This window comes from Bacteroidales bacterium (genome assembly GCA_031276035.1).
Classification (GTDB): domain Bacteria; phylum Bacteroidota; class Bacteroidia; order Bacteroidales; family BM520; genus RGIG7150.
The window spans coordinates 1-15788 of sequence record JAISNV010000034.1; the positions used below are offsets into that span (position 1 = coordinate 1).

General features: G+C 32.7%; 10 protein-coding genes. 1 reads left to right on the forward strand and 9 read right to left on the reverse strand.

Annotated features, from left to right (window positions below):
- Positions 1-226 precede the first annotated feature (226 nt).
- From LBP67_08590 to nagB, 9 genes are all read right to left on the reverse strand, one after another.
- Positions 227-796, reverse strand: coding sequence for a DUF308 domain-containing protein (locus LBP67_08590; protein MDR2085034.1), 570 nt, complete (start codon positions 794-796; stop codon positions 227-229).
- A 12-nt stretch (positions 797-808) separates the two neighbouring features.
- Positions 809-1582, reverse strand: a complete 774-nt coding sequence (locus tag LBP67_08595) for a TMEM165/GDT1 family protein (protein MDR2085035.1) — start codon at positions 1580-1582, stop codon at positions 809-811.
- 6 nt (positions 1583-1588) lie between these two features.
- Positions 1589-3133: a GH3 auxin-responsive promoter family protein gene (locus tag LBP67_08600; protein ID MDR2085036.1), complete on the reverse strand. Its 1545-nt coding sequence runs from the start codon at positions 3131-3133 to the stop codon at positions 1589-1591.
- A 30-nt stretch (positions 3134-3163) separates the two neighbouring features.
- Positions 3164-4303 carry a radical SAM family heme chaperone HemW gene (gene hemW, locus LBP67_08605; GenBank protein ID MDR2085037.1) on the reverse strand — a complete coding sequence of 380 codons (1140 nt, stop codon included), beginning with the start codon at positions 4301-4303 and terminating at the stop codon, positions 3164-3166.
- Between the two features lie 2 nt (positions 4304-4305).
- A complete protein-coding gene (locus tag LBP67_08610; GenBank protein ID MDR2085038.1) occupies positions 4306-5802 on the reverse strand; it encodes a HAMP domain-containing histidine kinase in 1497 nt (498 codons plus the stop codon).
- A 6-nt stretch (positions 5803-5808) separates the two neighbouring features.
- Positions 5809-7767 (reverse strand): T9SS type A sorting domain-containing protein, encoded by a 1959-nt coding sequence (locus tag LBP67_08615; protein MDR2085039.1) that lies wholly within the window; start codon positions 7765-7767, stop codon positions 5809-5811.
- 84 nt (positions 7768-7851) lie between these two features.
- Positions 7852-9855, reverse strand: coding sequence for a thioredoxin family protein (locus tag LBP67_08620; protein ID MDR2085040.1), 2004 nt, complete (start codon positions 9853-9855; stop codon positions 7852-7854).
- Between the two features lie 102 nt (positions 9856-9957).
- The gene (gene tilS, locus LBP67_08625; GenBank protein ID MDR2085041.1) at positions 9958-11439 is read right to left on the reverse strand and encodes a tRNA lysidine(34) synthetase TilS; all 1482 of its coding nucleotides are present in this window, start codon (positions 11437-11439) and stop codon (positions 9958-9960) included.
- Positions 11440-13344, reverse strand: coding sequence for a glucosamine-6-phosphate deaminase (gene nagB, locus LBP67_08630; protein ID MDR2085042.1), 1905 nt, complete (start codon positions 13342-13344; stop codon positions 11440-11442).
- Positions 13345-13849: 505 nt separating this feature from the next.
- Between nagB and LBP67_08635 the strand changes: the two genes are divergently transcribed.
- A complete protein-coding gene (locus tag LBP67_08635) occupies positions 13850-15784 on the forward strand; it encodes a hypothetical protein (protein ID MDR2085043.1) in 1935 nt (644 codons plus the stop codon).
- The last annotated feature ends 4 nt before the right edge of the window (positions 15785-15788 follow it).

Consider the following 15788-nt stretch of genomic DNA (forward strand, 5'->3'; position numbering starts at 1 on the left):
AATCATTCCTATTTGATTTACTTATTCTTTTTTATTAAGTTTTTTGAATGGTTTTTAGACCCTTATAATCTATTTTAAATATAAATGTGTTATTTTGGAATATAAACTAATCTAAAAAAATAATATGCGGTGCAAAAATAGTAAAAATGATTCATTGATTCATAATTTTATTAAGAAATGATAGCAAATTAATTTTTAGATTCTCAAATCTTTAAATAATTTATTCCTAACCTTTATACTCAATATCATCATTCTCAATAATATTCGAAATTTTCTTGAATCTAAAGGCATTAAAGATTTCCCATATTCCGGAAATAATAAGAAAAGCACCGGCAATGTAAGTAATGGCATTTTTTACATTATCCATATAAAATACGAATAATATACCTAAAGCTACTAACAAGATACCATTTACTATTGTAATAGTGTTATGCGGTACGTATGATTTATATTTTATTGTTGTAATAATTTGAAAAACTCCAGTTAATATTGCCCAAATTCCAATTACTACGGCAATAAATTTCCAAACCTGACCCGGCATTATTGCAAAAATAATTCCGGCAACTAACAGAAACACACTTACAAATGTTAGAGAACCCCAATAACGTTTTTTTACTGCAGAATAAATATCAACTCCTATTAATGTGGCAGCAACAATAATAAAAACTATACCAAGCCATTTTATAAGTACATTAATTGCGTCTCCTTTAACAAAAAGAAGAAGAATTCCTATGATAGCGGCAATTATACCGTTAACCAACATTGTTACCCATGATTTTTTAAAGAATGCATTCATAATAATTTATATTTACATAAAAAATAATACTCTGATAATTAAAATAAAGCCACAAATTGCAAATATAATTCCTATGATTATATTTATCCATTCTATGACTTTCGGTTTTAAGAAGTTTTTTATTTGTTTGCCTAACAACACTTTAAGAATATTAAAAATAAGTAACATTACTATACTTCCCAAAAAGAAAACAAAAACATTCTCTCTAACAGTATTTTCGTTAGACATAGACGTAACTGTAACAACAGCTCCTGCCCATAAAATTAAAACAACCGGATTTAATATGTTGATAAAATAGCCTTTTAAAAAATAGGTTAAAACACCGGCTTCCGGACCAAAAAATTTACTAAACTTAGACGTTTTATCTTTTTTGACATATACGGAAGGGTTATTTTCAGCCTGTTCCTTTTTTCTTTTAGAAACAGGTTTAGGAATCGGTTTAAGATATTCATTACCTTCTTCCGTTTCAAATTCTTCCGTAACAATAATTTTTTTATCTTTCTTCTTTCTTGCAGTAATTACAGAATATCCTCCATAAAGTATTAAAATAATTCCTCCTATAGTACCGATAATACCGGCATTTTCATTTGCATTGATATAAGAAGCCAATCCATAATAACTTACAATTATAAGTGTTAGATCGCTTAATGTAATACCTAAAGACATAGAAAGCCCGTACTTAAAACCGCGCTGTATTCCGATTTGTACTAAAGCAAAGAAAGAAGGTCCGGCAGATATAGATATCACAAGACCTAACAATATACCTTGTAGCAGAACAACAAACATTTAATATTAATTAGATGTATTTTTTATTTTACTTAAATAGCCTTCCCAATTGGTAAGCGATTGCTCCCTAAGAACTCTTGGAAATTTAAATGATCCTCCTGTTTTTCCCAACAACTCCAAATAATCATAAAAAACCTTTGAAGGATATATTTCAACGAAAACCTCACGAATTGCGGCAATTCTTTCTACCCTATAATCGTCATTCAATTCTTTTAGGTATTTATCCATTACTTCTCTTGCCTGTTTCGCATCTAATTTATCATCAGTACCTATATACCATTTATGTGCAAACATTCTGCTGTGTTTAATTCCGGCAACAGAAAATTCTTTTATGTTTACTCCAAGTTCTTGTTCCATAAGTTCAATGGCTCTATTCATATTAGCCTGACTTAAATGCTCTCCGCAAACGTTCAAATAGTGTTTGGTTCTGCCGGTTATTTGAATTTCGTACCTGCTTAAATCCGTAAATTTTACAGTATCGCCTATCAGATACCTCCATGCACCGGCGCAAGTCGAAATCAGAATAGCATAAACCTCATCTTCTTTTACTTGATCAATTGTAAGCGTAGTCGGATTCTTTTTGATATTTCCAGAATTATCAAAATTATCCTTAGTATAAGGAACAAATTCAAAAAAGATTCCGTTGTCAAGAACCAATTGCATTGAATCTATATTAGGTCTTGTTTGTAAAGCCAAGAAACCTTCTGAAGAAAGGTACGTTTCAATATAAATAAGCGGATGAGCAAGTAATTTCTCAAAACCGGTTTTATACGGTTTAAACGAAACACCACCGTGAACAAATACTTTCAAATTTGGCCAAATATCGTGGATTGTCTTTAAATTGTAATGTTCAATGATTTGCTCCATAAGTATTTGTAACCACGCCGGAACACCTACAATAGCGGCAACATCCCAATCTTTAGCATTTTTTACAATCTCATTGAGTTTTGTTTGCCAATCGATTTCTTTGGAGATTTTTTTGCCGGGATAATAAAATCTTTGAAACCAGATAGGAATTTTCCCGGTACTGATACCCGATAAATCTCCTTCATAATATACTCCATTGTATTTCAGCTGAGTGCTGCCGCCGAGCATAAGAGCTCCCTTAGTAAAGAAATCTTTGGGGAGGTCATATTGTGCAAGGGTTAATAATTCTCTAACCGAAATCTTCTTAATTTGCCTGACCATACTAGAAGAAACAGGAATATATTTACTTGAAGCTCCGGATGTTCCCGAACTCAGTGCAAAATGTTCTATTTTGCCCGGCCAACAAACATCGGAAATACCTTGCTGTGCCTTGTTCCACCACTCCTCATGGATTGAATCGTAATCATAATTTGGAACCTTTTTTTGAAACTCTGAAATAAAATCTTTTGATGATAAAATTTCAGAAAAATCAAACTGTTTGCCGAATAATGTATTTTTTGATTTTTTTAAAAGTTTCTTTAGAACCTTCTTTTGAACTTTCGTACCGTCAACTACTGGTTGTTTTTGGTAGCCCCCAAGCTCTATTGCATTTTTTATCAATGATCCCAATAAAGGCATATTCATACAAATTTAATCGTGCAAAGATATAAACATTTATGAATTAATAAAAAAGTCGGAAGCATATTTATCTGCGAATAAGAAACCAGCATCATTCAACGAATAATTAGATTTAATTATAATTAAATGATCTTTAGGCACTAATAATAATTTATTCTTAGTATTTTCAGTGAAAATACCTCCATATTTATCATCAATATAATCCAGATTTATCCCCATTTTCGTTCTAAAAGCAAGCATAATATACTCATTATACGAATCAGTTAAGTCTATTTTTTCCGTTTCAAAGTAGTTTTTTCCATCTTCCAAACTCGTTTTATATGTCAATAATGAAGGAAAATTCCATCTTCTTTGATTTCCATCAAAGGAATGAGCACCGGGACCTAAACCGAGATAAGTATTGCCTGTCCAGTACGCAGAATTATGTTTTGATTTAAATCCATCCAAAGAATAGTTGGAAATTTCATAATGGTCATATCCGTTCTCTTTCAATCTGTCAGCAATAAAAAAATAAAAATTTACCTCATCATCTTCACCGGGAATATTTATTTCTTTCTTTTGAATATCATTAAATAAAGGAGTTCCTTTTTCTATAGTCAAGGAATATACTGAAATATGTTTCGGCTTAAATCTTAATGCCATTTCTATATTTCGATTTAAACTTTCTAAGTCTTGGGATGGTAATCCGTAAATTAAATCCAGAGAGAAATTATCAAAATGTTTTGAAATTATTTCGAGGGATTCCATGGCTTTCCGCGAGGAATGCCTTCTGTTAATCAATTTCAATTCTTTATCATTAAAACTTTGTATTCCGATACTTATTCTATTAATTTTCGTATTTGAAGCCAGAAATTTTACATATTCATCTGTAATATCATCCGGATTGACTTCAATTGTAATTTCCGCATTTTCAGAAATATTAAAAATTTTGTAAAGACGATTTAGAAGTTCCGAAATCAATTGGGGGGAGAAAAGCGATGGCGTTCCACCGCCTAAATATATTGATTTTACAATGGAATTATTGAGATAATCATTCCGTTGCGACGCTTCTTTTATTAAAAGGTTTATATAATCTTCAGGCTTAATTACAGAATTTGTTTCGGAAAAGAAATTACAGTAATAACATTTCGATTTACAAAAAGGGAAATGAATATAGATAGAAGATTCCGGGAGCATGATTATTTCATATTCAGTAAAATTCTAAAGGTAGTGCCTTTGTTTATTGTCGAAGATTTTACAAAGATTCTTCCGTTATGCATATTTTCTACAATTCGTTTTGCGAGCGACAATCCGAGTCCCCAGCCGCGTTCTTTTGAGGTAATTCCGGGATTAAAAATTTCCTTCTGTTTTGATCTCGGAATACCTTTTCCTGTATCGCTAATATCTATAACACAGTATTTTCCTTCCTGAAAAATATCTATAGTAACGGTTCCTTTACCGCTCATGGCATCTACGGCATTTTTACAAATATTTTCAATAACCCACTCAAACAATTCTACACATAAAGGAATAATAATATCTTCTTTAGGTTTGTTTAGAACGAACAAAATTTTATCTGAAGTACGTTTCTTGAGATAATTTATCGAATCTTCAATAACTAAACTGATATTTGCAAGTTCCGGCGTAGGAACGGAGCCTATTTTAGAAAATCTTTTGGTGATGGTTCCTAAACGGATGACATCTTTACCGATTTCTTCGGCAATTTCTTCTTCTCCGTTCAGTTTAAGTAATTCAACCCAGGCCATAATACTCGAAAGCGGCGTTCCCAATTGATGAGCGGTTTCTTTAGCCAGTCCTGCCCAAATCTGATTTTCTTCCGAACGGCGCGCTGTATAAAATAAAAAATAACTAATTAAGAAGAAAAGGAATAATATTACAAACTGAACTATAGGAAAAGTTTTTAATTGGCCAATATATTCGGATTCCGAATAAAATATATAATTTTTATTGTCAGTAAGTTTCAATTCTATCGGCGAACTTGCAGAGTGCATTGACTCTACTGTTTTTAAAAGATAAACTGTGTCTTTTACAAATTGAGGAGAAATATTTGCCGTATTAATAATGTGCGTTTTAGTACTGTCGGTAATAATAACAGGTACCGAAGCCGAGTTTATAACCGTTTCAGCAAAGAAATCATGAATTAAACGTTCAAGATATTCGCGTAAAGCAGTAAAATGCTGGGAATCTTTGTAAAACAAATAATTAACTATTCCATGCGACGATATTTGAATAGGTTCGTAAACAGTAAATTCTTTTTTTAAATTTCCTTTTAGAACCGGAACGGTATCAATATCAAAATCAAGATTTCTGCCGCTGAGAACATTAAAAGATCTATCCGTTTGGATAACCGGAATAGTTGTATTGTTTGAAATGATTTTTAAATAAAAGGCTCTGTCTTCGCTACTTTCCGTTATTGCTGCCATTCTCGTCGAATGAGCTAAAACTTCAACTTTTGCACGTTCTTCTTCTTCTAATTTTGCAAAAAATTCTTCTGTTGACTCAACCAGTTCGGCTCTATGCCTTATAGCATCTGCCCAAATAATAAGGTTTTTTTGTTCATCCAGAATGAATTGGCGCACCAACTTATTGTTATACCATATTGTAGCCGCAATAATACCAATTACAATAAGAAACATTGCCCATTTCCATTTCGTTTTCGTAGAATAAACACTCATTTAATCTTACTGATTATTGTTTGTTTTTAAAAGTTTAATATTGATGATATTTTCTTCGGAAACTAATTGTAAGATATAAACACCATCTATTAAATTATCGAAATAAAGGTTTAGAATATTGTATTTTCGTTCTATTTTATTTGGAAAATGTGCTTTCTTTCCATTCATATCAATTAATCGGAATTCTTTGAAATTCAAATCTTCCACATTTGAATCGATTTCCTTGCTGAAAACAATAGTAACCATATTTTCAAAGGGATTCGGGAAAAAGTCGGGAGTAACTTTTACATAATCATAAAAAGTAAAAACCTTTGGAGTAAATCCTTCCTTGTATAAAGTAAGATTTATCGAATATTGCCCATAATTATTATACACAATTTCTTTAGGCTCGAATTCATTTGAAAAAGACGGCTCGGCTCCTTCAAATTCCCAATAACAGAAGTCGGGATCTCCATATAAAGACGCTTTGAAAAGAATTTTATCACCGACAATTATTGTAGGATTACCGTATGCATAGTTAGTTGAATTATTTAGTGAATACATCAAAGAGCCGACATTTATATTATCGCTGAATCCTTCCAAGGTAAGTGACCCCGAATCAATGGGATCGAGCCAGCAATCAAGCCTTCTTGTCGAATCATTTCCGCTAACATCATTGCTTTTCCATGAAAAAGAAAATTTTCCATAATAATCGGGACCCGTAAGTCTATTGCATGAAGCGTCTCCGCCGGTTAATGTTCCTATTATATTTCCTTGCTGATTAAGTAAGGGCGCACCGGAAGATCCTCCTTCGGTGGTACCGTATCCGGATTCCGTTTCTTCCCAAATTACTCTCAAATGAGTTTGTTTTGTACTGTTGGAATTCGGCCACATACTTGAACTAAAAGTATTTGTAACCGATACTTTTTTTACATCTCCATTAGGATGATGAACACTTTTTGCTTCCGAAACATTATTGTCCGTAGCATCCCAACCGGCAAAATACGGATTATAATCAGAAGGAATTATAGAGTCGAGGAGTTTTACCAACAAAAAGTCGGAACTATTAGGATATTCAAGAGGCATTAAAGCCACAGGAGAACAACCTATAAGAGTTTTATCTTCAATCGGCGTTTGAATTCCCGTACATTCCGGGACTTCATAAGAAAAGTAGAATTGCCACTTATGATATTGCGATACTGCATTTGTGTATCTTGCACAGTGTTGCGCCGATAATAAATACGGAGTTCTGTCTTGTTTAGTATTATTAACCAAGGTGCCCGTACATAAAAAATAACTTCCCGAGCCGTAAACAATTATTTTAACAACAGCATCGGCAGTTTTTCTAACGGATAATCCTTCCGGACAATTTATATTTACCTGACAATCTCCCGACTCTCCATAGAGTGAACTTTTATTATTGTTGAAGAAATCCGTTTCGAAGAAATACGCAAACCCGTCAATAACAAAATAAAGTTCTTTCGCATTTTCTTTTTCACAATTAATTTCCAAATGAATAACATTTCCGGAAACCGGACGAATTGTGAAAGAACCGTCTTTCAAAACATTTGATTGATCAAAAGAACCGTAAACGTCTTGAAAAGATGAATTATAAACAAAGAGCTTAGCATTTTCGGGGATAAATATTTCGGAAAAAGAAATTCCGACAGCCTGCGCTTCTTCCAATCGGAAAGATATTAAATAAGTTACGCTGCCGTCGGGCATTATAATTTTACGATTAAAATCTTTTATTGAGATTTCATTTTCGATAAAATTTCCGACATGTTTTGCACAACCTTCTTTGCATTCGTCTTTACGAGTTTCATTAAGTTTTTGCACATCTATTTTTATGTCGATAATTTCCTCTGAAGAAATGATGCTGGGATATGCAAAACTTTTAGGTAATCCGCCCTGAGAGATTTGACAAACTGCTACTGTATTTGCGATTAAACAAATTAATAAGAATGTTTTTATTCTTTTAAACATAAAATGTATTTAGAAAAACGGCAAAATATTCAGTATTATTATTTTGCGTTTTTAAATAATAAAATTATTTAGTTATAAGCAGTATTATCTGTTTTTAAACTCCTGAAGACCGGAATTTAAGAATTTAACGAATTTATCTACATTTAAATCGTAAACATAAGGATCCGCCAGTAAATTACCATCAGTATCAAGTAAAAGATAGAAAGGTTGAGAATTTGCACCAAACTTAGAAGCTTGATAATAACTCCATTTATTCCCGATAGTCTTTATATTTCTTTTCTTTCCGCCAAATTCAACTGTTGTAACTTCGTCTTCGGGAAGAGGAGTTTTATCATCAACATATAAGGCAATTAAAACAAACTCTTCATCTAAAAGTTTTCTAACCTGAGGATCAATCCAAACCGCGGCTTCCATATTTCGACAATTCACACAACCATGACCTGTAAAATCTATAAATACGGGTTTGTTAAGAGCTTTCGCACAAGCCAGACCTTCATCATAATCGAAATAACCGTGCAAACCATCGGGCAGATGTAGAAAATCACTGAATTTCGGTTTTTCCGCACAGCCGGTAACATTACCGGTAGGAGTTGTTGTTCCGGTACTTACTACAGCAACATTACGAGAATTTTCCCTGACTATTTTATTTATATCAAAATCTTGAGTGTACATTGGGGGAGCAAAAGCCGAGATTGCTTTAAGAGGTGCGCCCCAAAGTCCGGGAATCATATAAACCGCAAAAGCAAGTGAAATCAATGCTAATGAAAACCTTCCCACACCAATAGTTTGTAATTCGCTATCATGTTTAAACCTGATTTTGCCAAGCAAATAAAATCCTAATAAAGCAAAAATTACTATCCATAAAGCAAGGAAAGTTTCTCTATCGAGAATTCCCCAATGCATGGTAAGATCTGCCACCGATAAGAATTTGAGAGCTAACGCAAGCTCCAAGAAACCAAGTACTACTTTTATTGAGTTCATCCAACCGCCGGATTTAGGCATCGAACTGAGCCATGACGGAAATATTGCAAACAATGTAAATGGTATCGCCAAGGCAAATGCAAAACCCGTCATTCCCACTAAAGGAGCTAATACACCATTGGTTACGGCTTCAACAAGCAAAGTGCCTATGATAGGCCCCGTACAAGAAAAAGAAACGAGCACAAGAGTAAATGCCATAAAGAAAATACCGAAGAATCCCCTGCTGTTTTCCGCTTTGCTATCCATTTTATTTACCCATTTAGAAGGTAAAGTTATTTCGAAAGCTCCTAAAAATGAGGCGGCAAACACAACTAATAAAAGGAAGAAAGCAACATTAAACCAGGGATTTGTTGCCAGAGCATTTAAAGCATCGGCACCAAAAATCAAAGTAATGGCAAGTCCTAAAGCAACATAAATAACAATTATGGAAATTCCGTAATAAACGGCGTTTTTAATTCCCTTTCCTTTTTTCTCTGAAGATTTCAAGAAAAAGCTGATTGTCATCGGAATCATTGGCCAAACACATGGAGTTACAAGAGCAACCAATCCTCCCACAATTCCCAAAAAGAATATTCTCCATAAAGAAGTTTTTTTTGTGTTTTGATCCGAATCCTCATCAACAGTAGTTTGTGCGGTATTATCACCGGCCGTTTCAAGAACCGGAATTTCGAATTCGATAATTTCTGGAGGAGTGCATTGTTTATCGTCACAAGACATAAATTCCAAGTAACCTTTAACAACAACTTGTTCATTAGTAAGAACTTTAACAGCCTGAACAAAATTTACCTCATCTGAAAAATACTTCAAAACAACTTCAAAATTCGGATCCCATTCTTCTTCGGGTTTCGGTTCGAAAGTTGTTCCTATAAGTTGGTAATTTGCAGATTCTTCAAAAACAAAAGTTGTCGGAATCGGACCGGCATCTTCGGGGATATCTTGAGAATACAAATGCCAATGTTTATCAATTGTTGCTTTAAAAATTAAATTGTAGTCAGTATCACTGATTTTTTCTGCTGTAAAGTTCCATTTTACGGGTTCATAAATTTGAGCAAATAAATTTGCCGAAATAAAAAGAGCAAAAACAAAAAGTAAGTTTTTAAGTTTCATAATAAATTTTAGAATATTATTATTTAATAAAGTTTAACTATTTAGAATGATTTATCCCGATCAGGCAAAGAAATTTTAAAAGAGATAATGATGTTCAAAGTTTTATTTAATTTTTATTATCAAAACCAAAGAAGTCTCATTATCAATTTTATATCTATTATCAATTCTATGCCCGATTAACCAAAGAATATCATTTTTTGAAGAACGCAATGCAAAGGTAGTATTTTTTGTGAATTGGTCAAATTTGTTATCAATAAAGTAGTCACTTAACTTTTTCTTTCGAATCATACCTAAAGGATAGAAATAATCGCCTTCCTTTTTCCGAGTAACATAAAGCGGAAAATCAATTTTATTATAATCCAAACAAGCTATATTTGAATTATCGGGAATTTCTTTCATAGCCTTCCGAGGAATTATATTAATTTCCAATTTATTCATAAGTTCATAAACAATTTCATCTTCGAAAATAATTTCAAAACAGGATTGAAAATCTATATCTGAAAGCTCAAAACTAAAAGCTTTTTTCCAATTTCGACTCCCGGCTTCATCCTCAATTACCAACTCTTTTTCATTTTCTCCGATTTTATCATCCTTCTTTTTTATTCTTTCTTCTTTCTCCTTAACTAAAAAGTACTCTCTATCAATTAAAAGTTCATATCCGTTACTAAAAAACTTTTTCCCGACATTAGTACTACTTTTATTAGCGGCTTTTGCAATATCATCAAGCTGCTTGAAATTAAACCCGAAATCGTACAAAGCAAAATATAAATATCCGGAAAGTTCTTCGAAAGAAAAATCTTTTGGAATAATAATTTCACAGTAACCTTTCCGATTAATTTCCATCGGAAAAAAGTTTTTCATCATTCTATTAATAAAAGATTTCGTGTATTTAAACCTGTCGATAGAATTTTGGAGATTTGAAATAAAATCTGGAGAGATTTTCTCAAACTCAGGAATAATATTATGACGAATTTTATTTCTCAGGTAATTATCCGTTTCATTTGTTGAATCAAGAATATAATCATCTGTGGCAATATATTGCACAATTTCTTCTCTTGTAGCAAACATCAACGGACGAATAATCTGACAATCAGAAACTTTTTTATTTGATGATTTTTTATTAAGATTTCTGATAAGTGGAATTCCGCAAATACCGTTTAATCCCGTATTGCGAATAATATTGATAAAGAAAGTTTCTGCCTGATCATTTAAATGATGTGCTGTTGCAATTTTTGTAAAAGATTGTTTCTCACAAAGTTCTTCGTACCATTTATATCGCAATTCTCTTGCAGCCATTTCAACGGAAACATTATTATCCACCGCAAACTCTTCAGTATCAAAATGTTTAATAAAAAGTTTAATTTTATGCTTTTTACATAATTCCGTAACAAAGATTTCATCTCTATTCGATTCTTCGCCGCGTAAATGATAATTGCAATGAGCAGCATCAAAAGAGATTTTTGCTTCCGACAATAATTTGAATAATGCCACCGAATCAATGCCGCCACTAAGAGAAAGTAACAATTTATCTTTCTTTTCAAGCAGGAAATTTTCACTTATAAATTCCAGAAACTTTTCGAGCATTTACTTAATAAATTTATATCTAACAAATAATTCCATTGCCTGATATTCGGCAAAGCCTATCTTATCATACAGCAAAGCAGTCTGATGATTTCTTTCTTCTGCCCGTTGCCAGAATTCTCTGCTGTCGGAACCGGGAAAGGGCATCACATCCTTTTGAGTTTGATGTTTGAAAATTGCTTTTCGTTTAACTGTAACTTCATCCGGGCTCAGAGGAACCGCCATATCAACCTCGTACAGTTGCCATTCTTGCCATGCACCGCGATACATCCATAAGTAACAATCTTTCAACCATTTCTCATCTTTAATATTTTCAATAGATTTAATAATTGCATCAAAACAAATCTTATGAGTTCCGTGAGGATCCGCCAAATCACCGGCAGCATATATCTGATGAGGTTTTACTTTTTGCAGCAAATCAGTTATTAAGTCGATATCCGTTTCGCTCAAAGCAAATTTTTCTTCCGTTCCCGATTCATAAAAGGGCATTTGAAGAAAATGAATATTATTTTCAGGAATGCCAATAAATCTACAAGCAGAAATAGCTTCACTTCTTCTAATCATTCCTTTCAAGAATGCGACATTCCGAGAATCGCTCTGGCCGGGTTTCTTTGTCCGGATATCCTTCAACACTGAAGCAATCATATCAAGCGATTTTTTGTCAAGATTAAGTTTGTTCTCAGAGTTTTGGATAAAATCAATATACTTGAGAAGGTCGTCATCGAAAACGGCAAGATTTCCGGAAGTTTGATATGCAACATGCACGTTATGACCTTGATTTACCAATCTTGCAAGAGTTCCGCCCATGGAAATCACGTCATCATCGGGATGCGGACTAAACACGATAATTCTTTTTGGGAAGGGATGAGCCCTTTCCGGACGTTGAGAATCATCGGCATTAGGTTTTCCGCCAGGCCATCCGGTAATGGTATGCTGCAAGAGATTAAACATCTTAATATTGAGATCATAAGCGGAATTAAACATATTTAAAAGTTGTGACATTCCGTTATTGATATAATCATGATCGGTAAGTTTCAAAATAGATTTATCCGATTTAAGGCAAAGCCAAACAACCGCTTTGCGAATAAGTTGATTGTTCCATTTACAGTCTTCGAAGAGCCAAGGTAAATTAACGCGGGACAATTCCGAAGCCGACTCTTTATCCAAGAAAAATTCCACATTGTCATGGCGTTGCAGAAAAGTTGCCGGAACAAAATCACACATTTCACCTTCAATTGTTTGCCTAATAATATCCGCTTTATTTTGTCCCCAAGCAAGTAATATAATCTTTTTTGCTTTCAGAATAGTTCCTATTCCCATCGTAATTGCATGATTTGGAACATTATCAATCCCGTTGAAAGCTTGAGAAGCATCTGTTTTTGTAATAATATCCAAAGTAATTTTTCTTGTTTTCGAGAAGATCTGACTACCGGGTTCGTTAAATCCGATATGTCCCGTACGACCGATTCCGAGAATTTGAAGATCAAGTCCGCCGGCTTCTTCAATGTCTTTTTCGTATTTCAAACAAAAATCATTAACTTCATCGGGTTTCAAAGTGCCGTCGGGAATATGAATATTAGACTTTTTAATATCAATATGATCAAACAAATGATGATTCATAAAGTACACGTAGCTGTTCGGATCTTCCGGCTGCATGGGTAAATATTCATCAAGATTAAAAGTTATAACATTTCTAAAACTTAATCCTTCCTCTTTGTGCATTCGCACCAACTCTTTATAAACTTTAACCGGAGAAATACCGGTGGCCAATCCAAGTACAGCATTTTTATTCTCGGAAGTTTTTTTCTTAATAAGTTCAGCTATTTCTTTAGCTACAGATTTTGACGCTTCAAGTTTACTATCACAGATAGTAAATGGAATTTTTTCGATAGAATAATTGTAATTCATAATACTCTTTTTACATATTCCTAATTTTTTAAAATCTTATCCGTTGTTTTGCTTTTGTTGATTCGTCAATCAAATTATCCGAATTAACGTGTTTGTGCATAAGTTTGTCTTCGATTTTATCAATAAAGAAATTTAAATACTCTTGTGTTATCCGTTTTTATCGTCATAATAATCTATTTTAATTTTATCATGCAAAGATAGAAATAATTTGATGATGTGATGATTGTATAAAATCAATAAAGTAAATACTAAATATAATTTATTTTTTAATCAACTATTTTCATAGATATTATAATATGATTTTAAGAATTATAGTATTTATTATCAGTTGTATGATTTAATTTTTTCATATAATTTACTATCTATTATTACGGTTAACAACAATTTATGAGATTCTCCACTTAAAAAATGATAAAAATCTTTTCGGTTTTCAGGCTTTAACAATCATTAAATCTTCAAATTATCACATCATCAAATTATTCTTATCTTTGCAAAAATTTTTTTTATGCGAAAGCTTTGGCTGACATTGATTTTAGCGATTTGTTGTATTTCCTTTGTTTTAGCACAAGGGCAGGATATATTGAGGCCTTCGGAAATTTATGCTCCGTTGGGAAGTACGCCGGCTCCCAAACCGCAAGTTGATGAAAAATCATTGGCATATCAATATTACTCTAACAGAGAATTCGATAAATCTGCGGCCTTATTCGAATCTTTCTATGAAAAAAGTAATAGTTATAATGATTATAGATATTTATTTTTTTCATATATAGGAATGAAGGAATACGATAAAGCAGAGAAATTGGTAAAAAGACAACAAAAGCAAGATAGAAGTAATGCCGAACGGTATTATGTTGATCTCGGATATATACAAATCTCGCTCGGAAATCAGAAAAACGGTATAAAACTGTATGATGAGGCAATTTCCAAGATGAAAGCAAATGAACAAAGTATCAGATCTATAGCTAATTCTTTTATAGGACTTCGTGAAACCCAATATGCCGTTACGGCTTATAGTAAAGGAAGAGAAATTTTAAATAATCCTGTTTTGTTTTCCAATGAGTTAGCTAATATTTATTATTCCCGCCATGATTATATAAAAATGGTTGAGGAATATTTGAATTATATCGAACTTCAACCTAAGCAATTACAATATGTTTACGGAAGATTCCAAGACTATATGTCTAAAGATCCCGAAGATGAAGTTGCCAATGCTTTAAAAAATGTTTTATTATCAAAAGCTCAAAAAGAAAAAGAAGGAACTTTCTACAGTGAAATGTCTTTATGGTTTTTTATTCAAATTAAGGAATTCGATTTAGCTTATAATCAGGCTGTTTCTATCGATAAAAAAGGTGATAAAGAAGGAACCATTTTAATTGAACTCGCCTCTATTTGCCTGGAAAACAATGTTTATGATACAGCTATCAAATGTTATAAATATCTGCTTAACAATTACAAAAATCATCCGATAGAATTAGAAGCGGAAATTGGTTTGCTTAATGCCGAATACAAACAATTTACGAGTAAAATTGATATTGATAATAATAAAGTTAATGAGTTGGATAAATTATTCTCCGCGGTACTTGAAAAAACCGGAATTAATATGGATGTTCTGGATGTATTATTGAGTTATGCTGAGTTTAAGGCTTATTATCAAAGAGATTATGACAGTGCTATTCAGCTGATTGAACCACTTTTAAATACCGGAAGACCTAAAGCAAAAGATATTGCAAAAATTAAAATCTCTTTAGGAGACATTTATTTACTGTCAGGAGATCAATGGGAAGCAACTTTGTTATATTCTCAAGTTGAGAAACAGATGAAAGACGACCCGCTCGGGCATGAGGCAAAGTTTAAAAATGCCGAACTCTTTTATTATCTGGGAGAGTTTAATTGGGCTGAAACAAAATTGGATATTTTGAAATCTTCTACCGGAAAATTAATTGCAAATGATGCCATGCGATTGAGCTTATTTATTAAGGATAATAAAGATGATGATTCCGTTTCGATGGCATTGTCTTATTTCGCAAAAGCCGATCTGGCTTTTTTCAGAAGAGAGAAAAGAGAAGCTTTGCTTTACCTGGATTCCGCTGCAAATGTTAACGCATGGAGTCCTATTGAAGACGATGTGCTTTACAAAAAAGCCGAAATCTATTTATCCATGAACGATTATAAAACCGCCGATAGTCTATTGGCTTTAATAGGAAAAAAATATCAATATGAAATTATTGCAGACGAAGCTTTATATCTGCGTGCGTTTATCAACGATAAATTTATAAACCGAAAAGAGTTTGCAAAAGAGCTTTATCAAGATTTATTTTTAAGTTATCCTGAAAGTGTTTATGCTATTGCGGCTCGTAACAGATTCAGAGAATTACGCGGTGATATTGAAAATAAATATGATCCTGTATATTTGTTTTTCAATGAAATTCCTTTTAATTAGTATT